Source organism: Pseudoalteromonas sp. CNAT2-18.1 (assembly GCF_022347865.1).
In the GTDB taxonomy this organism is placed as follows: domain Bacteria; phylum Pseudomonadota; class Gammaproteobacteria; order Enterobacterales; family Alteromonadaceae; genus Pseudoalteromonas; species Pseudoalteromonas ruthenica.
Genome location: NZ_JAKRFR010000002.1, coordinates 329,769 through 349,534, shown reverse-complemented (window position 1 = coordinate 349,534; position 19,766 = coordinate 329,769). Strand labels below are relative to the sequence as shown.

At 47.7% G+C, this 19,766-nt stretch carries 15 protein-coding genes and 2 pseudogenes; 11 read left to right on the top strand and 6 right to left on the bottom strand.

The genetic code is table 11. The features are described 5' to 3' along the window. Positions 1 to 5 precede the first annotated feature (5 nt). Positions 6 to 815, top strand: a complete 810-nt coding sequence (gene tcdA, locus MHM94_RS04970) for a tRNA cyclic N6-threonylcarbamoyladenosine(37) synthase TcdA (RefSeq protein ID WP_235418997.1) — start codon at positions 6 to 8, stop codon at positions 813 to 815. Here tcdA and MHM94_RS04965 read toward each other — a convergent pair. From MHM94_RS04965 to MHM94_RS04955, 3 genes are all read right to left on the bottom strand, one after another. After that, positions 812 to 1,228, bottom strand: a complete 417-nt coding sequence (locus MHM94_RS04965) for a SufE family protein (protein ID WP_138588116.1) — start codon at positions 1,226 to 1,228, stop codon at positions 812 to 814. The two genes, tcdA and MHM94_RS04965, sit on opposite strands and share 4 nt — an antisense overlap. Continuing rightward, positions 1,225 to 2,472, bottom strand: a complete 1,248-nt coding sequence (locus tag MHM94_RS04960; RefSeq protein WP_235418998.1) for a cysteine desulfurase — start codon at positions 2,470 to 2,472, stop codon at positions 1,225 to 1,227. Before MHM94_RS04960 ends, MHM94_RS04965 begins: the two co-directional genes overlap by 4 nt. Before the next feature lie 75 nt (positions 2,473 to 2,547). Further along, positions 2,548 to 3,834 (bottom strand): citrate synthase, encoded by a 1,287-nt coding sequence (locus MHM94_RS04955; RefSeq protein ID WP_045978838.1) that lies wholly within the window; start codon positions 3,832 to 3,834, stop codon positions 2,548 to 2,550. Between the two features lie 428 nt (positions 3,835 to 4,262). Here MHM94_RS04955 and sdhC point away from each other — a divergent pair, with 428 nt between their 5' ends. The 9 genes from sdhC (at position 4,263) to MHM94_RS04910 (ending at position 15,952) form a co-directional block, all read left to right on the top strand. Continuing rightward, positions 4,263 to 4,640 (top strand): succinate dehydrogenase, cytochrome b556 subunit, encoded by a 378-nt coding sequence (gene sdhC / locus MHM94_RS04950; protein WP_051034453.1) that lies wholly within the window; start codon positions 4,263 to 4,265, stop codon positions 4,638 to 4,640. Beyond that, positions 4,631 to 4,978, top strand: a complete 348-nt coding sequence (gene sdhD, locus MHM94_RS04945; RefSeq protein WP_022944506.1) for a succinate dehydrogenase, hydrophobic membrane anchor protein — start codon at positions 4,631 to 4,633, stop codon at positions 4,976 to 4,978. The genes sdhC and sdhD overlap by 10 nt, the downstream gene beginning before the upstream one ends. After that, on the top strand, positions 4,979 to 6,751 hold the full coding sequence (sdhA, locus tag MHM94_RS04940; RefSeq protein WP_045978836.1) for a succinate dehydrogenase flavoprotein subunit: 1,773 nt from the start codon (positions 4,979 to 4,981) through the stop codon (positions 6,749 to 6,751). An 11-nt stretch (positions 6,752 to 6,762) separates the two neighbouring features. After that, positions 6,763 to 7,479, top strand: a complete 717-nt coding sequence (locus tag MHM94_RS04935) for a succinate dehydrogenase iron-sulfur subunit (RefSeq protein ID WP_022946093.1) — start codon at positions 6,763 to 6,765, stop codon at positions 7,477 to 7,479. A 115-nt stretch (positions 7,480 to 7,594) separates the two neighbouring features. After that, the gene (locus MHM94_RS04930; protein ID WP_235418999.1) at positions 7,595 to 10,408 is read left to right on the top strand and encodes a 2-oxoglutarate dehydrogenase E1 component; all 2,814 of its coding nucleotides are present in this window, start codon (positions 7,595 to 7,597) and stop codon (positions 10,406 to 10,408) included. Positions 10,409 to 10,418: 10 nt separating this feature from the next. Continuing rightward, on the top strand, positions 10,419 to 11,945 hold the full coding sequence (odhB, locus tag MHM94_RS04925) for a 2-oxoglutarate dehydrogenase complex dihydrolipoyllysine-residue succinyltransferase (RefSeq protein ID WP_130147848.1): 1,527 nt from the start codon (positions 10,419 to 10,421) through the stop codon (positions 11,943 to 11,945). Positions 11,946 to 12,125: 180 nt separating this feature from the next. Beyond that, entirely contained in the window at positions 12,126 to 13,292 is a 1,167-nt protein-coding gene (gene sucC / locus MHM94_RS04920) for an ADP-forming succinate--CoA ligase subunit beta (RefSeq protein ID WP_022946096.1), read from the top strand. Continuing rightward, on the top strand, positions 13,292 to 14,164 hold the full coding sequence (sucD, locus tag MHM94_RS04915) for a succinate--CoA ligase subunit alpha (RefSeq protein WP_045978833.1): 873 nt from the start codon (positions 13,292 to 13,294) through the stop codon (positions 14,162 to 14,164). Before sucC ends, sucD begins: the two co-directional genes overlap by 1 nt. Positions 14,165 to 14,524: 360 nt before the next feature. Further along, entirely contained in the window at positions 14,525 to 15,952 is a 1,428-nt protein-coding gene (locus MHM94_RS04910) for a DEAD/DEAH box helicase (protein ID WP_235419147.1), read from the top strand. Positions 15,953 to 16,045: 93 nt separating this feature from the next. Here MHM94_RS04910 and MHM94_RS04905 read toward each other — a convergent pair. The 3 genes and pseudogenes from MHM94_RS04905 to MHM94_RS04895 all read right to left on the bottom strand — a co-directional run bounded on the left by MHM94_RS04905 (position 16,046) and on the right by MHM94_RS04895 (position 18,566). Beyond that, positions 16,046 to 16,519: pseudogene (locus MHM94_RS04905) on the bottom strand (SRPBCC family protein). Positions 16,520 to 16,754: 235 nt separating this feature from the next. After that, on the bottom strand, positions 16,755 to 17,684 hold the full coding sequence (locus tag MHM94_RS04900; RefSeq protein WP_235419000.1) for a hypothetical protein: 930 nt from the start codon (positions 17,682 to 17,684) through the stop codon (positions 16,755 to 16,757). Positions 17,685 to 17,750: 66 nt separating this feature from the next. Continuing rightward, on the bottom strand, positions 17,751 to 18,566 hold the full coding sequence (locus MHM94_RS04895) for an IS3 family transposase (protein WP_328283030.1): 816 nt from the start codon (positions 18,564 to 18,566) through the stop codon (positions 17,751 to 17,753). 130 nt (positions 18,567 to 18,696) lie between these two features. Between MHM94_RS04895 and MHM94_RS04890 the strand changes: the two are divergent. Further along, positions 18,697 to 19,766: pseudogene (locus MHM94_RS04890) on the top strand (IS30 family transposase).

Sequence of the window (19,766 nt, the reverse complement as noted above, 5' to 3'; positions counted from 1 at the left end):
AGACAATGACACAAGATGATTATCAACTTCGCTTCGGTGGTATCAGCCGCCTTTACGGACAACAGCAAACCCAATGGCTGCAGCAGGCGCATTTCTGTGTCATCGGCATTGGTGGGGTCGGCAGTTGGGTAGCCGAGGCGCTGGCGCGTACCGGAGTAGGGCAGCTCACCCTTATCGACCTCGATGATATATGCGTTACCAACAGTAACCGGCAAATTCATGCGCATTCGCAATCGGTGGGCGAAGCCAAAGTGGAAGCCATGAAAGCGCGTTGTCAGCTTATCAATCCACAGATCATCGTGCATGTGATTGATGATTTCATCACTATGGATAACATTCGCGAACACATCCAAGGCTTTGACTACGTCATCGATGCCATTGATGCGGTGAAGGAAAAGGCGGCCTTGATTGCTCATTGCAAACGCAATAAGTTACCTATTATCACCACCGGCGGCGCGGGAGGGCAAACCGACCCCAGTGAGATAAAATTTGGCGATGTCGCCAAAACCACCCACGATCCGTTATTGGCCAAGGTTCGCTATTTACTGCGCAAACAATATAATTTTAGCAACAATCCGAAGCGTAAGTTTGATGTCGATTGTGTGTATTCCACCGAGCAGTTGGTCTATCCCGATGGCCATGGGCAGGTATGTCGAGCTAAGCAAGGGGCCGATTCAACGATGAATATGGACTGTGCCAATGGCTTTGGCTCGGCAACCATGGTAACCGGTAGCTTTGGCTTTTTCGCAGCGGCCAAAGCAGTGCGCAAATACTTAAATAAGCGCCAACGTTTGAGTGAGCAAAGCCAGGGTTAACAGTGGCTTTTGGCAAATTGGTTAATCGCGCTGACAATGGCGCGAATGCCATTACCGCGCGAGGGGCTAAGGTGGCGCATCAACCCTAACTCCTCGAACTCTTGCTCGGCGTCAAGGGCCGCTGCTTGTTGCGGGGTTTTACCGTTGTACATCATGAGAATCAACGCCAGTAATCCTTTAACAATGCGAGTGTCGGAGTCGGCCACCACAACCAGCTTATCTTCTTGGGGAGTGAAGTCGATATACAACCAGACATTACTTTCACAACCGGAAACCTTAGCTTCATCGACCTTGAGCTCATTGGCAAGGACTGGCAAGCTTTTTCCCAACAGCATCAACTCACGATAACGTTGTTGCCAGCCGTGAAGAGCTTGAAAAGCCTGTTTTAGCTCTGGGTAATTGCTATAACTCATGGTGCCATCATCTCCAAGGTATTACGTAGTGCACTGATAAAGTGGTCGATTTCTTCAAAGGTATTGTAAAACGCCAAGCTGACTCTCACCGTACCATTGACCCCTAACGCGTGCATTAATGGCTGCGCGCAGTGGTGGCCATGACGCAGGGCAATGCCTTCCATATCGAGTAAGGTGGCAATGTCATAGGGGTGCTCAGATTGTACATAAAAGCTGACGGTACCGACATTATGCTGCATGTCGCCAAGCAAGGACACTGACTCAATTTCGCTTAAGTGCGCCACTAAATACTGCATTAAGCTATGCTCGTGCGCAGCTAGGGCGGCGCTATCAAGGTTATTTAAATACTCAATGGCGGCAGCAAAGCCAAGCACCGCACTGATATTCGGCGTGCCGGTTTCAAACTTACTCGGGGGCGGGTTAAATTCGGTATGCTCGATACGTACTTTAGCGACCATTTCGCCGCCGGTTTGAAAAACATCGAGTTGCTGAAGACAACTAAAGCGCCCGAACAGTCCGCCAAGGCCGGTAGGGCCAAGACATTTATGCGCCGAAAACACGAAAAAGTCGCAGCCCAAGTCGGCCATTTGTGGGCGCAAATGCAGCAGCGACTGGGCACCATCAACCAAGGTCCAAGCACCTTGTTGCTTGGCCTGACTGAGTAGCGCTTTAACGGGGTTAATGTTGCCAAGAGCATTAGAAACATGAGCCAGGGCAAATACCTTGGGTCGATACTGGGCAATCATTTGCTCCGCTTGAGCGATATCGAGTAGACCAGCCGGGGTGACTGGGACGGCCATCAATGTTGCACCGGTGCGCCTCGCCAGCTGCTGCCAGGGTACGATGTTGGCGTGGTGCTCAAGCTCGGTAATTAAAATCACGTCTTTGGGTTGTAGCTGCGCCGTCAGCCCATAGGCAACCAAGTTAATAGCCTCGGTGGCCCCTTTAGTCCATACCAGTTCGTTATGCTGACAGCCGATAAATTCGGCCACTTGCTGGCGAGCGTGCTCATAACGGCTGGTTGCTTGCTGACTTAATTGGTGTGCGCCGCGATGCACGTTGGCGTTTTCTTGGCTGTAAAAGCGCGTCAAGGTGTCAATCACACAGCGTGGTTTGTGCGCCGTTGCGGCCGAATCAAAATAAACACGTTCGGTGTCACCATGTTGAGTCAGGGCAGGGAAATCTTGGCGTATTGCGTCTATATCAAACATGGTTAGTAAAGCTGGCTGTACAAATGCCGCCATTGTAGAGAACTAGGCTGAAATGGCAATAAAAAAGGCCGCTTGGGAGCGACCTTTTTCAACTCTAAAACGCGTTGCTTAGCGCTTGTCTTGAGCGACGTAATCGCGCTTCGTTGCGCCTTTGTATAGCTGACGTGGACGGCTGATCTTGTGACCAGGCTGAGACAGCATTTCATCCCAGTGCGAGATCCAACCGACAGTACGCGACATAGCGAAAATAACGGTGAACATGCTGGTTGGGATACCGATCGCCTTAAGAATGATACCAGAGTAGAAGTCTACGTTCGGGTATAGTTTCTTCTCAACGAAGTAAGGGTCTTCAAGAGCAATTTGCTCTAGGCGCATAGCAACATCTAGAAGTGGATCTTCGATGTTTAGCTCTTTCAATACTTCGTGGCAGGTGTCACGCATTACCGTGGCACGTGGGTCGAAGTTTTTGTAAACGCGGTGACCGAAGCCCATTAGGCGGAACGGGTCGTTCTTGTCTTTCGCTTTAGCGATGTATTCGTCAATGCGATCCACTGAGCCAATCTCTTGTAGCATGTTCAAACATGCTTCGTTAGCACCACCGTGCGCAGGGCCCCAAAGTGATGCGATACCCGCTGCGATACATGCATAAGGGTTGGCACCTGATGAACCAGCAATACGTACTGTTGAAGTTGATGCGTTTTGCTCGTGGTCAGCGTGCAACATGAAGATACGGTCCATGGCTTTAGCAAGCACAGGATTTACTTGGTAATCTTCAGAAGGCACTGAGAACATCATGTGTAAGAAGTTTTCTGCATAGCTCAGGTCGTTTCGTGGGTAAACGAATGGTTGACCAATGGTGTACTTGTACGCCATCGCTGCGATAGTCGGCAGTTTCGCAACTAGGCGAGTGGCACTGCGCTTACGCTGCGCTGGGTCTGAGATGTCTAGGTCTTGGTGATAGAAAGAAGACATGGCACCAACCACACCACACAGCATCGCCATTGGGTGAGCATCAACGCGGAAACCTTGGAAGAAGGCCGCCACTTTCTCGTGCACCATGGTGCTTAGAGTGATTGACTTAGAGAATTCTTCAAGCTCTGCTTCTGACGGTAGCTCGCCGTTAAGCAATAAGTAGCAAAGTTCGACGTAGTTAGATTGTTCAGCAAGCTGATCAATGGGGTAACCACGGTGTAGCAATACGCCTTTACCACCATCGATGTAGGTGATAGATGAGTCACAAGAGCCAGTCGACATGAACCCTGGGTCGTAGGTGAAGTAGCCGTGTGCGCCTAAGGTACGGACGTCGATAACGTCTTGACCCGCAGTACCTTCGTAAATGGGAAGTTCAATCGGGTCTTGTCCATCAATATGGACAGTGGCTTTCTTATCTGCCATCTAATTATCTCCTATAAGAATAACAAGCTAAAGCTGTTATGCGTGATACTAATGTTAAGCAAATTCCGATCATTCTAACGTACAAGAGGGGTAGAAAGTCAATTTTAATGCATTTGTGTATAATAAATATTCTGCAAAGATTAAATATTATACCAATGGCTAATTCGCAAACCTCCGTGACTAAACAAGAATTGTAATATCCGCTGCAGACTTATATACTGTCAGGGGTTCAATACCGTAACGTCTTTGAGTAAACCGTTTATGACAAACACGTGAAATTTCGCTTTAAAATTGAACAAATAAAGTGATCTTTTTTCGCGTCTGTGGGTTTATTTATGTGAGCGCATTTATGCAGTGACTGCATAAATGGTTATAACAACAATGTAGATGGCTCTATTTATCAATGTGAGCAAGATGGGCAAGTAACTGTGAAAAAGCAAAGACCTGTAAATCTCGATCTAACGACCATCTCTATGCCAGCAACGGCCAAAGCATCAATTCTGCACCGCGTCACCGGTGTCGCAATGTTCTTTGCCTTGACCTTTGTTATCTGGGCATGGGCTGTGTCACTGTCTTCTCCGGAAGGATTTGAATTTGTCAAAAGCCTGTTAACCGGGTTTGTTGCCAAATTTATCGCCTGGGGTACCCTCACCGTTCTCTCGTATCACTTCATCGCAGGTGTACGCCACTTAATCCAAGACTTGGGTCCGTGGAAAGAATTAGATTCAGGCAATGCAACCGCTAAAATCGGCTTTGTATTGTGGGTGATTGTTGCCGTATTGGCGGGAGTTTGGCTATGGTCTTAAATCAAGCATCTTTAAAGCGTGATGGTGTTCAGGATTTCGTATCGCTACGAGCGACCGCACTTATCATCAGCTCTTATGCACTATTTATTATTGGTTATCTGCTATGCACTCCAGCATTAACCTATGAAGCATGGTCGGGGTTATTCGGTAACTTCGCGATGAAGGTATACACCCTAATCGCCCTTGCGTGCATTATGGTGCACGCACGCATCGGCCTATGGCAGGTGCTGACCGACTATGTAAAGAACGCCAAACTACGCGCGTTTCTTGGCTTCGTATTAAACCTTATGGCCCTATCTTACGTAGTAGTTGGCCTGTTTGTTCTATGGGGTGTTTAAGTGAAATATTCAGTTCGCGAATTTGACGCAGTAGTGGTTGGCGCTGGCGGTGCAGGTATGCGCGCAGCGTTAGCAATCACTGAATCAGGCAAGTCTTGTGCGCTTATTTCCAAGGTTTTCCCAACCCGCTCACACACCGTGTCGGCTCAGGGTGGTATTACCGTAGCACTAGGTAACTCGCACGAGGATAACTGGGAATGGCATATGTACGATACCGTTAAGGGCTCCGATTATATCGGTGACCAAGACGCCATCGAGTACATGTGTAAAACTGGCCCAGAGGCAATCACCGAGCTTGAAAACATGGGCTTGCCATTCTCACGTTTTGAGAACGGCCGCGTATACCAGCGCCCATTCGGTGGTCAGTCGAAAAACTTCGGCGGCGAGCAAGCAGCGCGTACAGCGGCTGCAGCGGACCGTACCGGTCACGCCTTGCTGCACTGCTTATATCAGCAAAACGTAAAGAACAAAACCAATGTATATTCTGAGTGGTATGCACTGGACCTTGTTAAAAACGACGACGGCGCGGTAGTGGGTTGTACAGCTATCGACATCGAGTCTGGTGAAGTGGTTTACTTCAAATCGAAAGTGGTTGTGCTTGCCACCGGTGGTGCAGGGCGTATTTATGCCTCGACCACTAACGCGCACATCAACACCGGTGACGGCGTGGGTATGGCCACACGTGCTGGCGTAGCCATGCAAGACATGGAAATGTGGCAGTTCCACCCAACCGGGATCGCCGGTGCCGGAACCCTGGTAACTGAAGGTTGCCGTGGTGAAGGGGGTTATCTTCTGAACAAAGATGGCGAGCGCTTCATGGAGCGTTATGCGCCTAATGCCAAAGACTTGGCGTCACGTGACGTAGTTGCCCGTTCAATGATGACCGAAATCCGCGAAGGTCGTGGTTGTGAAGGTCCATGGGGCCCGCACATTAAACTGAAACTGGATCACCTTGGTGAGGAAACGCTAAATCTACGTCTACCTGGCGTATGTGACCTAGCTAAAACCTTTGCCCATGTTGACCCAGCGAAAGAGCCAATTCCAGTTATTCCAACCTGTCACTACATGATGGGTGGTGTACCAACTAATGTGAACGGCCAAGTACTGAGCGTTGATGCCCAAGGCAACGACACGCTTGTAGAAGGTCTATTCGCAGTCGGTGAAATCGCTTGTGTATCTGTACACGGTGCTAACCGCCTAGGTGGTAACTCTCTACTTGATTTGGTTGTATTTGGTCGTGCAGCAGGTAACTACCTAGGTGTTTACTTGAACGATTACCAAGCGCAACGTGATGCTTCAAGCGACAACATTGAAGGTGCATTGGCACGTTTCAACCGTTGGGAAACATCAAAAGAAGGCCAGGGCGAAGACCCAGTGCAAATCAAAAAAGACCTACAGCAATGTATGCAGCTTAACTTCTCGGTGTTCCGTGAAGGTGATTCAATGGCGACGGGTCTTAAAGAGCTTAAAGAAATTCGTGAGCGTCTTCAGCATGCCCGCTTGGACGACAAATCAAGCGAGTTCAACACTCAACGTATCGAGTGTTTAGAGCTTGATAACTTGATGGAAACAGCTTACTCAACAGCGGTTGCTGCGAATTTCCGTACTGAGAGCCGTGGTGCGCACTCGCGCTTCGACTACCCGGACCGTGATGACGAAAATTGGCTGTGCCACAGTGTTTACAACCCTGAGACAGAAGAAATGTCTAAGCGTGATGTAAACTATGCACCTAAGCTTCGTGAAGCGTTCCCACCTAAAGCTCGTACTTACTAGGAGAGATGACGATGGCAACTTTAGAATTATCTGTTTATCGTTACAATCCAGACGTGGATGATGCGCCATTCATGAAAGACTACACCCTTGAGGTGGAAGAAGGTCGTGACATGATGGTGCTTGACGCACTGCTGATGTTAAAAGAGCAAGATCCAAGCCTGGCATTTCGTCGTTCCTGCCGTGAAGGGGTATGTGGCTCCGATGGTGTGAACATGAATGGTAAAAATGGCCTTGCCTGTATTACGCCAATTTCTGCATTGCAGACAAACGGCAAGGGCAAGGTAGTGATTCGTCCACTACCGGGTTTACCGGTTATTCGTGACCTTGTAATCGACATGTCGCAATTCTACACTCAGTACGAGAAAGTGAAGCCGTATCTCATTAATGATACGCCTCCAGCGGGTGAGCGTTTGCAGTCGATTGAAGATCGTGAAAAGCTAGATGGGCTATACGAATGTATTCTTTGTGCATGTTGTTCAACATCATGTCCAAGCTTCTGGTGGAATCCAGATAAATTTATCGGCCCGGCCGGTCTATTACACGCTTACCGCTTCTTAGCGGATAGCCGAGATACCGCCACCGATGAGCGCTTGGCAGATTTAGACGATGCATTCAGCGTATTCCGTTGTCACAATATCATGAACTGTGTCAATGTATGTCCGAAAGGTTTGAATCCGACCAAAGCGATTGGGCAAATCAAATCAATGCTTCTTAATCGTTCCGTTTAAGGGCATAATAGAACTAAGAATGGCTGGACGTCTGTCTGGCCATTCTTCGATCACTTACTTAAGTTTTAAGTAAGTCAGACAATGTAAATTCTGCGCTAGATAAAAGGGCTTATAAATGCACGATGGTGTGATGAAGGCATGGCTAGAGTCTTCTCATCTGTACGGCGGTAACGTTGCCTATGTTGAGGAGCTTTATGAAGCATATCTTGATGATGTGACTTCAGTGCCAGAAGAATGGCGTGAAGTGTTCGAGCAACTTCCCAAAGTGGAAGGGGTGGATGTAGAAACCAAGCATTCACAAGTAAGAGCTGAATTCGCCAAGCTGGCAAAAAATAAACATCGCGAAGTAGTTGTTGCAGAAGGTGGTCAGGGTGACCCCAAACAGATTAAAGTATTGCAACTGATAAATGCTTTTCGATTCCGTGGTCACCAAAACGCGAATCTTGACCCACTCGGGATTTGGAAACGTGAACGCGTTCGCGATTTGGAGTTAGACTTCCACGGTCTTTCTGAAGACGATTTTGACACTGAGTTTTATGTAGGTTCGTTTGCCGCCGGCGGCGAAATGATGAAACTGGGTGATTTATACAAAGCATTGAAGGCAACTTATTGTGGTTCCATCGGTGCCGAGTACATGCACATCACATCTACCGAAGAAAAACGTTGGCTACAGCAACGCTTAGAATCGGTTCAAGCACGCCCTCAATTCGATAGCAAAACCAAGCAGCGCATTCTGAAAGGCTTGATTGCCGCCGACGGTCTTGAAAAATACCTTGGCTCGAAATTTCCAGGCGCCAAACGCTTCTCACTAGAAGGTGGCGACGCCTTAGTGCCGATGCTTAAAGAGCTGATTCACCGTGCCGGTGAAAGTGGCCAGCAAGAAGCGGTGATTGGTATGGCCCACCGTGGTCGCCTAAACGTGCTAGTAAACGTGCTAGGTAAAAACCCATCGGCGCTGTTCGATGAGTTTGCCGGTAAACACGATGACACGCTGGGCTCTGGTGACGTGAAATACCACATGGGTTACTCATCAGACTTTGCCACCGAGGGTGGCAGCGTGCACATGGCCTTGGCATTTAACCCCTCACACCTAGAGATTGTTAATCCAGTGGTGATGGGCTCGGTACGTGCTCGTCTTGACCGTTTAGATTGTGAAAGTGGTTCGAAAGCACTGCCTATCACCATTCACGGTGACTCGGCCATCGCCGGCCAGGGGTGTGTGCAAGAAACCTTCAATATGTCGCAAACTAACGCCTTTAAAGTAGGCGGCAGTGTGCGCATCGTGGTCAATAACCAAGTTGGTTTCACCACGTCTAAGCAAGACGACACACGTTCTACCGATTACTGTACCGACATTGCTAAAATGGTGCAGTCACCGATTTTCCACGTTAACTCCGACGACCCTGAAGCGGTTGCCTTAGTGACGCAAATTGCACTTGATTTCCGTAATCAGTTCAAACGCGACGTGGTTATTGATTTAGTGTGTTACCGCCGTCATGGACACAACGAAGCGGATGAGCCAAGCGCCACGCAACCGTTGATGTACAAAAAGATCAAAAAGCACCCAGTGCCGCGCCAAATCTATGCTGATCAGCTGGTTAGCGAAGGTGTCTTGAGTGAAAAAGAGATCAAAAAGCTTGCTGATGACTATCGCAACGGCCTAGACGAAGGCAACTGCGTGGTTGAAGAAATCGAGCCAGAAACTAAGCACTCTTCTGATTGGTCGAAATTCGTCGGTCACGATTGGGATACCGAGTATGAAACTCATATTCCTGTTGAAAAGCTTAAAGAGCTTGGCGAGAAGGTGGCTTCTTATCCAGAAGAGCACCAAGCGCAATCTCGGGTTAAGAAGATTTACGATGACCGCAAAGCGATGGCCGCCGGCGAGAAAAAACTCGACTGGGGTATGGCTGAGACTCTTGCATATGCCACTATGGTTGAGCAGGGCACAGACATTCGTCTAACTGGCCAAGATTCAGGCCGTGGTACCTTCTTCCACCGTCATGCTGTGGTGCATAATCAAGAAGATGCATCCACCTATTTACCGCTGCAACACATCAAAGAAGACCAGGGTAAATTTGAAGTGTACGACTCGGTGCTCTCTGAAGAAGCCGTGCTTGCATTTGAATATGGTTACGCCACCGCCGAGCCAACATCACTGGTGATGTGGGAAGCGCAGTTTGGTGATTTCGCCAATGGTGCGCAGGTGGTATTTGACCAATTCCTAAGCTCAGGCGAACAAAAATGGGGCCGTTTATGTGGCCTAACCTGTTTGCTACCTCATGGCTACGAAGGTCAAGGCCCAGAGCACAGCTCAGCGCGCCTAGAGCGTTTCTTGCAGCTATGTGCAGACCACAACATGCAAGTGTGTGTGCCGTCGACACCAGCGCAGGTCTACGCTATGTTGCGTCGTCAATCAGTGCGTCCGCTGCGTCGTCCACTGATTGTTATGACCCCGAAATCATTGTTGCGTCACCCGTTAGCCGTTTCTACGCTAGAAGAGTTATCTGAAGGCGTATTCCACAATATGATCGACGAAATCGATGATATTGATGCTAAAAACGTTGAGCGCGTGGTGTTCTGTAGCGGTAAAGTTTACTACGAGCTGCTGCAAGAGCGTCGTAAGCAAGAGCTGGATAACATTGCCATCGTGCGTGTTGAGCAGCTTTACCCATTCCCGCATCAGGAAATGGCTGACATTATCGAACGCTACAGCCATGTGAAAGATTTCGTATGGTGTCAGGAAGAGCCACAAAACCAGGGTGCATGGTACTGCTCGCAGCACCACTTCTGGCAGGCAATTCCACAAGGTGCAAACCTAACTTATGCAGGACGTAACGCGTCCGCGTCACCGGCATGTGGTTACATGTCAGTACATACTAAAGAACAACAAGCGTTAGTCGCTGACGCGCTTACCATTAAAAAATAAGGGATAAGAGATGACCACAGAAATCAAGGTTCCTGTTCTTCCTGAGTCAGTTGCAGACGCCACCGTTGCAACTTGGCATGTCAGTGTTGGCGACAAAGTAAGTCGTGACCAGAACCTCGTAGACATCGAAACCGATAAAGTCGTACTTGAAGTAGCGGCGCCGGCAGACGGTGTGATCAGCGAGATTAAAGAGCAAGAGGGCGCAACGGTACTTGCTGAGCAAGTGCTAGCCATTGTTGGCGAAGCCGACGATGCGCCTGCTGCTGATGAGAACAGCAGCGACGATAACGCTAAAAGTGAAGAAAAAGCTGATTCAGCACCAGCCAAAGACAGCGGTGCTTCAGAAGGTAAAGAAGTGGATATTAAAGTACCTGTACTTCCTGAATCTGTTGCCGATGCGACCATCGCAACATGGCATGTTCAACCCGGTGAAGCGGTCAGCCGCGACCAGAACTTGGTTGATATTGAAACTGACAAAGTTGTACTTGAAGTGGTAGCCCCGGATGACGGTGTCATGGGCGAGCACGTTCACGGTGAAGGCGATACGGTCACAGCCGAGCAAGTTATCGGTAAAGTGAAAGTAGGCGCTAAAGCTGCTGGCGGTAGCAAAGAAGAGTCTGCTCCGGCTGCCGAGCAAAGTGGTGATGACAGTGCCAGTGATGCATTGACTCCTTCAGTACGCCGCCTCATTGCTGAAAAAGGCCTAGATGCGTCAAAAATCAAAGGTTCAGGCAAAAACGGTCGTGTTACTAAAGAAGACGTAGACAAGTTCCTTAAGCAAGCGCCGGCTAAGCAAGAAAGCAAAGCCGATGATGCTCAGTCAGCGCCTGTGGGTAACCGCACGCAAAAACGTGTTCCTATGACACGTCTTCGTAAGACCATCGCTAACCGCCTACTTGAAGCGAAAAACTCAACGGCGATGTTGACCACCTTTAACGAAGTGAACATGAAGCCCATCATGGACCTTCGTAAGCAATACAAAGACGCCTTTGAAGAGCGCCACGGTATCCGTTTAGGCTTCATGTCGTTCTATGTTAAAGCGGTAGTAGAAGCGCTTAAACGCTTCCCAGATGTGAACGCATCAATCGATGGCGACGACATCGTTTATCACAACTACTTCGATATCAGCATTGCGGTATCAACACCGCGTGGCTTGGTAACGCCAGTACTACGCGATTGTGACAAGCTGTCGGTTGCAGAAATCGAAGCCGGTATTCGTGAGCTAGCGCTTAAAGGCCGTGATGGTAAGCTAACGGTTGAAGACATGACCGGTGGTAACTTCACTATCACCAACGGTGGTGTATTTGGCTCACTATTATCAACGCCAATCATCAACTTGCCACAGTCTTCAATCTTGGGTATGCACAAAATCCAAGAGCGTCCTATGGCGGTGAATGGCAAAGTTGAGATTCTACCTATGATGTATTTGGCCCTGTCTTATGACCACCGCCAAATCGATGGTAAAGAGTCTGTTGGCTTCTTAGTGACCATTAAAGAGATGTTAGAAGATCCAACACGTCTTCTACTTGATGTATAAACATCGAGAATGAATAAAAATTAAGCTGTGGCCCGCGCCGCAGCTTTTTTTTGCCGCCTTTAGTCCCACTAGGGTTTTCAAGCATAGCCATGGGATCTATACTAGGTGCGCAATTTGGGATGGTTGGGTAAATTGCATATTTATTCAGCTCTTTTAGTACAAAAAATTGGATAAAGCATCATGAATTTGCATGAGTATCAGGCAAAACAACTTTTTGCCGAATATGGTTTACCAGTTTCTGAAGGTTACGCATGTGACACACCTCAAGAAGCTGCTGAAGCTGCTGATAAAATCGGCGGTGATAAATGGGTTGTTAAATGTCAGGTTCACGCCGGTGGCCGTGGTAAAGCGGGCGGTGTAAAACTTGCTGACAGCAAACAAGAAATCAAAGAGTTTGCACAGAACTGGCTAGGTAAAAACCTAGTAACTTTCCAAACTGACGAAAATGGTCAGCCTGTTGCAAAGATCCTTGTTGAAAGCTGCACTGACATTGCAAACGAACTCTACCTTGGTGCTGTTGTCGACCGGGCTTCACGTAAAGTTGTTTTCATGGCGTCTACCGAAGGCGGTGTTGAAATCGAAACTGTTGCTGAAGAAACGCCAGAGCTTATCCACAAAGCTGAGATCGACCCACTTGTAGGTCCTCAGGCTTACCAAGGCCGTGAGCTTGCTTTCAAACTTGGCTTGAACCCAACTCAACTTAAGCAGTTCGTTAAGATCTTCATGGGTCTTGGCAACATGTTTATCGATCACGATTTCGCGCTACTTGAAATCAACCCACTGGTTATCACTGACGAAGGCAACCTACACTGCCTAGACGGTAAAATCGGTGTTGATGGCAACGCACTATATCGTCAGCCTAAAATCCGCGCGATGCACGATCCTTCGCAAGAAGACGAGCGTGAAGCACACGCAGCACAGTGGGAACTAAACTACGTAGCGCTAGACGGTACTGTAGGCTGCATGGTAAATGGTGCGGGTCTTGCGATGGGTACTATGGACATCGTTAACCTACACGGCGGCAAGCCAGCTAACTTCCTAGATGTGGGCGGCGGTGCAACTAAAGAGCGCGTTGCTGAAGCATTTAAGATCATCCTTTCTGATGACAATGTTAAAGCAGTACTTGTTAACATCTTCGGCGGTATCGTACGTTGTGACATGATCGCAGAAGGTATTATCGGTGCGGTTAAAGAAGTTGGCGTAAACGTACCTGTAGTTGTACGTCTTGAAGGTACTAACGCTGAACTAGGCCGTGACGTTCTTGCTAACTCAGGTCTAGACATCATTGCTGCAGAATCTCTAACAGACGCAGCTGAAAAAGTTGTTGCTGCTGCGGAGGGCAAATAATGTCTGTACTAATTAATAAAGACACTAAGGTAATCTGCCAAGGTTTCACTGGTGGTCAGGGTACGTTCCACTCTGAGCAAGCAATCGAATACGGTACACAGATGGTTGGTGGTGTATCACCAGGTAAAGGTGGTCAAACGCACCTAGGTCTGCCGGTATTTAACACTGTACGTGACGCTGTTGAAGAAACAGGCGCAACGGCTTCTGTTATCTACGTACCAGCGCCTTTCTGTAAAGATGCAATCCTTGAAGCGATCGATGCGGGCATTGAGCTAATCGTTTGTATCACTGAAGGTATCCCAACGCTAGACATGGTTGACGTTAAAGTTAAGCTTGATGAAACTGGCGTGCGTATGATTGGTCCTAACTGCCCAGGTGTTATCACTCCGGGTGAGTCTAAGATTGGTATCATGCCTGGTCACATCCACAAGCCTGGTAAAGTAGGCATCGTATCACGTTCTGGTACTTTGACTTATGAAGCCGTTAAGCAAACAACTGACGCTGGCTTTGGTCAATCTTCATGTGTTGGTATCGGTGGTGACCCAATTCCTGGTACTAACTTCATCGACGTACTAGAGATGTTCGAAAAAGATCCGCAAACCGAAGCTATCGTAATGATCGGTGAGATCGGCGGTACAGCTGAAGAAGAAGCGGCTGCGTACATCAAAGACAACGTCACTAAGCCTGTTGTTTCATACATTGCCGGTGTAACTGCACCTCCAGGCAAACGTATGGGCCACGCTGGCGCGATTATCGCAGGCGGTAAAGGTACTGCTGACGAGAAATTTGCAGCCTTAGAAGCAGCGGGCGTACAAACTGTACGTTCACTTGCTGAAATTGGCAACGCACTAAAAGAGAAAACCGGTTGGTAAGCTCTGCTAGTGAGTGACATAAAAACCCGCCTTGAGCGGGTTTTTTTATGGCTGCACTGATGCTCAGTTGCAAGCGAGTAGGGCACATGCCAACGGGAGCGAGCACCGGTTCTGCGCTTTCTTTTTTTGCCATGCACTGTATTACCCCAGAGTGTGTTATGATGACAGCGTGATCAGTAAAGAGCACACCTTGAGGCGCCACTGCGCCGACGCTCTTTACGCCTGTGTAGCAAGCAGCTACGCCTTTTTAATTTTTTGGTGATGCAATCGGGTTTAAGCTTGTTTCGCCATGTATACCGAGTTTATATGACCGAACAGCAAGTACCATCAGCAAACAACACCATCAAAACCGAAGACACCATCCAATTCAGTGACTTAAAACTACAACCTAAACTACTTCAAGCGATTGAACGCCAAGGCTACCAGCATCCTTCACCAATACAGGCGCAAGGCATTCCTGCGGTGTTATCCGGCCACGATGTGATGGCCGCTGCGCAAACCGGCACCGGTAAAACGGCGGGTTTTACCTTGCCGATGCTAGAAATATTAAGTAAAGGGCAGCGTGCTCGCGGTAATAACGTGCGTGCTTTAGTGCTTGCTCCTACCCGTGAGCTGGCCGCTCAGGTGGGTGCCAGTGTCGCCACGTATGGTAAAGAGTTAGCGCTGAGCTATTGCGTGGCCTTTGGTGGCGTTAAAATTAACCCGCAAATGATGCAACTGCGTCGCGGGGCCGATATTCTCGTGGCCACGCCCGGACGGTTAATGGATTTGTATCAGCAAAATGCCATTAAATTTGAGCAACTGGAAATGCTGGTGCTTGATGAAGCCGACCGTATGTTAGATATGGGCTTTATCCACGATATTCGCCGCATTATTAAGTTATTGCCGCCGAAACGACAAAACCTCCTGTACTCGGCGACCTTCTCGGACGAGATCCGTGAATTGGCGAAAACCATAGTCCAGCAGCCGCTAGAGATTTCTGTGGTGCCTGCCAATACCACGGCAAAAACCATAGAGCAGTGGGTTTACCCAGTGGATAAATCGCGTAAAACAGCGCTGCTAAGTCATTTAATTAAAGAAAATGATTGGCAGCAGGTATTGGTGTTTAGCCGCACCAAGCATGGCGCGAATCGCATTGCCACTAATTTGGAAAAGCGTGGCATTCACTCTGCTGCGATTCATGGCAACAAGAGCCAAGGCGCCAGAACCAAAGCGTTGGCCGGATTTAAAGACGGCAGTATTAAAGTTCTGGTGGCCACCGATATCGCCGCGCGCGGCATTGATATTGACCAGCTTCCTTGTGTGATCAACTTTGACTTGCCCAATGTTGCCGAAGACTATGTTCACCGTATCGGACGAACTGGTCGGGCGGGGGCCTCAGGGTTGGCTATCTCATTTGTCACAGCCGATGAAGCAAAAGATTTAAACGGCATTGAAAACCTTATTCAAGAGTTATTGCCACGGCAAACTATCGCGGGTTTTGAGCCCACGAATGAGGTGGCACCAAGCACATTGCGGGCGCCGAAAAAGCCTAAAAAACCTAAAAAGCCGAAAGCAGCTAAAGCTGAGCAGCCAGGCAACACCGCTAAGCGAGCAGTGAAAAAGAAGCCTTCGCACGTGAAAAAAGCGGCGAGTGCGCCGCAGCAGGGTAAAGCGCTGCAGCAAGGTAAAGAGCAAGGCGGTGCTAATAAACCCAAAGGGCGCGATAGCGACTCACCCCAAGCCAAAGGCCCGGCAAGAAGGAATAACCGCTGGAAAACACGGCGCGCCAAAACCGGCAGCAGTTAAGTTCTAGCGCTTATCTAAAAAAAGCGAGCTCTTGAGTGGCTCGCTTTTTTAGTTATATTGCCAAGGCTAGTGTGAACTTTCGGCACGCAGTGGCTAGCTGATGCGGTCGCTACCGCCGTGCTCTGCGGTAAATTTGTTTGTCAGCAGCACCTTGTTAGTTGCTTTTTTTTCAACGTGCTTTTTGAAGTTGTTGAGGATACTTTGCCAACCTTGTTTTTGCTGCTCAGCGGAGTTCTCATCTTCCGCCTCAAAGGTTTCTACGACCTTAACGCCATTGATTGTTTCTATGAACTCAACTATCACAACACGGTTATCACCAAGCTTAAAATGAATCGATTCGTTTGACTCAATTTTGGTAAATGTACCTTCAAAATCGAACCCCTTCTAGCCGTCTTTTGCTTCCATCCTGTAATTGAAATTACCACCAACTACCAGGTTTACCTCTGCTCCAGGACAACACCACTCGTCTATAGCAAAGTTCCAGTTTGTTTTATCATTGGGAGTGACCCAAACATCCCAAACAGTGGCTAGTGGTGCTTGTACTTCTGTTTCAATAACAATTTTCATATCGACTCCATTGATTGGTTAAAAACTAAATAGCCTGGACCATAATATGGTCTCAATGGATAGTCGATTAGACCGACCTAAATTCGACAATATGGTGAAATATTTTCGCAAACGAATAACAACTAACAACTAACGCCCACATAAGGGGCAGTAATACGTGGGCTAATATCCGAACGAAGCGACAGAGCCCACATGTTACTGTCCCAGGGAGCTTGCGATCGACTTAATGTGATTGTTATATGTTCTCACTTATAAACGCTAAAACATCATTATGTATTCGTAAGTCTGTACCGTGACCTATATTTTCATAGGTTCTAAATGTGACGTTTGCGTTTTGCCTTAAATATTCGTTTTGACAACTTTTCCAGCGATTTGGCTGCATAATTTTACCTAGCACTGAGTAAATAGTCGCCTTTTCTGAGTCCGAGTAAGCATCGTCGAATTTCGCTGAATCGTTTGTGTCATTTTCGCCCATAAAAAGAAGTTGAGGTAGGGCTGCCCATTGCTCTTTTTTAAAAGCTCTACCAGTTATTTCCTCAAAGTCATTTATTCCTAATGGGTAGTTAAGTTCTTCTCCGCTCAACGAGCTTGAAGGTACCATAAGAATACCGTTTAAGCCGCCAGCGACAACAACTTGAAGAGATTCGGGGTGCAGAAGTGAAAATCTATTCGCAAACGTACCTGATGCAGAAAACCCCGTCATTATAACCTTTTCATTTACAGTAATAGAGTGGGTTTCCAATACAGATTTTGCTTCGTTGATCATAGCTAGTAACTGGAGGTCGATCCTTTTTAATTTTCCAGACTCCACTAACATTGTATCTCTATCCAACGAATGCGTGTACATTTCCCAATCTTTCTCGGGCCTAGGGAAAGAAGGAACAAGAATAGGTGCTTTTAGTTTTTTAGAAACCCACGGACCTAAAGCGTTCCCGAGAACTGCTTTACGGGCACTTTTGCGATGGATGTTTAAGTCGTCCGAAACTTTTCCAGTATTGTTCGTCTCAACAATCAAGTAATTCGTTTTGGTCGCTTCGGGCACTTTCAAAAAGAAAGGATAGAAAAAACCTTTTTCTGGGTTGGCAGGAACTTCAACAACAAGGTCTGCGGCGCAGAGGTTACTTGATACTATAAAAAACAATAAACAAAAAATCTTTTGGCGCATCCATCTTCCTTATTTTCAGACATCCTAGTAGAGCACTGGTCTTCCCCATCAAAAGTAGACAGGTTATTACGCAAACCGTTGTTCATACTCCAGCGGGCTGAGGTAGCCTAACGCTGAGTGACGTCGTTTACGGTTATAAAATATTTCAATGTATTCAAACATACAGGATTTAACGTGTTGTATCGAGTGGAATTTCTCGGCATAAACCAGCTCAACTTTGAGACGACTGAAGAAGGATTCCATCACCGCATTATCCCAGCAATTGCTCTTTCGGCTCATGCTTATTATCGCACCTGATGAACGCACTAAATCCTGATAGGCCACCGCACGGTACTGCACACCTCTATCTGAGTGAAGCATCAAACCTGGTTTAACCTCCCTGCGGGCCAGTGCCATGTTGAAAGCATCTGAAATCAGCTTGACCGTCATCGACGTGTCTAATGCCCAACCGACAATCGCTCTTGAGAGCAGGTCCATCACAGCGGCCAGGTAAAGCCACTGGCCGCGAACACGGATATAAGTGATATCTGATACCCCTTTCCTGTTGGCACGCTCTGTGATGAACTGCTGGACAAGCACATTCCCTTCTACATTCGAGTTTGAATAGCAGCTGCGACTGTAGCGAAACGCCTTGCCATTTCTTGCCTTGAGAGCCAGCTCTTGCATAATTTTAGCGACCGTATTGAGGCTACATCGAACACCGCTGGCATTGAGTTCATAGGTGAGTCTGGGCGCGCCGTAGCGTGCCTTAAAGACCTCATAAGCCTCTTTCACATGATGGGCCAACTCAGTATGTTTCTGTGCTTTATCGCTCGGCTTTCGCCTCAGGTAACGATAAAAACCCGAGCGGGAGACTTTCAATGCTCTGCACATCAGGGTGATCCGGAACTGGCCTACATACTACGCAATCAGCGCGTACTTTACTCCTGGCTTTTCGCAAAGTACGCGGCTGTAGATTCAAGTGGTCAATGCAACAGTTATACTAAAATACTGATTTGCATGAGGACTTTGGATGAAGCGAACAAAACGTACGTTTACTCAAGATGAGAGAACACTTGTTTTTGATTTATGGAAGCAAGGTGCTGGGTTCAGTGATATTGGTCGTATCATTGAGGCAAAGCCGGGATCGGTCTTCACAATTTTACGTGAAGATGGTGGCATTAAACCTAGACCAAGGCGTCGTAATATTTCTCACCTAACACTTTCAGAACGAGAAGAAATCCGTGTTTCATTGTCTGCAAAGATGAGCATTAGAGCGATAGCTAAACAACTAGGCCGCTCTCCCTCGACCATATCGCGTGAAATCGCCAGAAATAGAGGGCGTAGATATTACAAAGCAGTTGATGCTGATAACCGTGCGAAACGCATGGCCAAGCGGCCAAAGCCAGGTGTTTTAGAAAAATATCCAGAGCTGAAAAAATTGGTTATAGAGAAGCTGGAGTTGAAGTGGTCGCCAGAGCAAGGAATATCATTCATCACTCGTTGACTGAGCATTTACGAAGAAAGCGGCCTATGCGGCACAGCCGCTTTCATAGCCGTAAAGGAGACAGAGGCTCCATCAACATAGTTAACGGCATTTCAATTCACGAACGCTCTAAACATATCGAAAATCGACGTTCCCTCGGCCACTGGGAAGGCGACTTAGTAACAGGTTCTAAAAACACTCATATTGCCACATTGGTAGACCGGAAATCGCGTTTCACAATCATCTTGAAGTTAGCAGGAAAAGACGCAGATTCAGTGAATACGGCATTATTGGCGGTGTTTAAAAAAATGCCTTCTAAATACCGCAGATCGCTTACTTGGGATAGGGGAATGGAACTGGCTAAACAAAGCGTTTTAACAGCTGAATTTGGCATGCCAGTTTACTTCTGCGATCCACAATGTCCATGGCAACGAGGTACGAATGAAAACACTAATAGTCTTATTCGACAATACTTCCCTAAAAAGACGGATCTATCACTGCACTCACAAGAAAGACTCAATGAAGTCGCAACTCAACTAAATGAACGACCAAGAAAAACATTGAAATTTAAAACACCGTCGCACATGATTGAACGGAGTGTTGCGATGTCCCCTTGA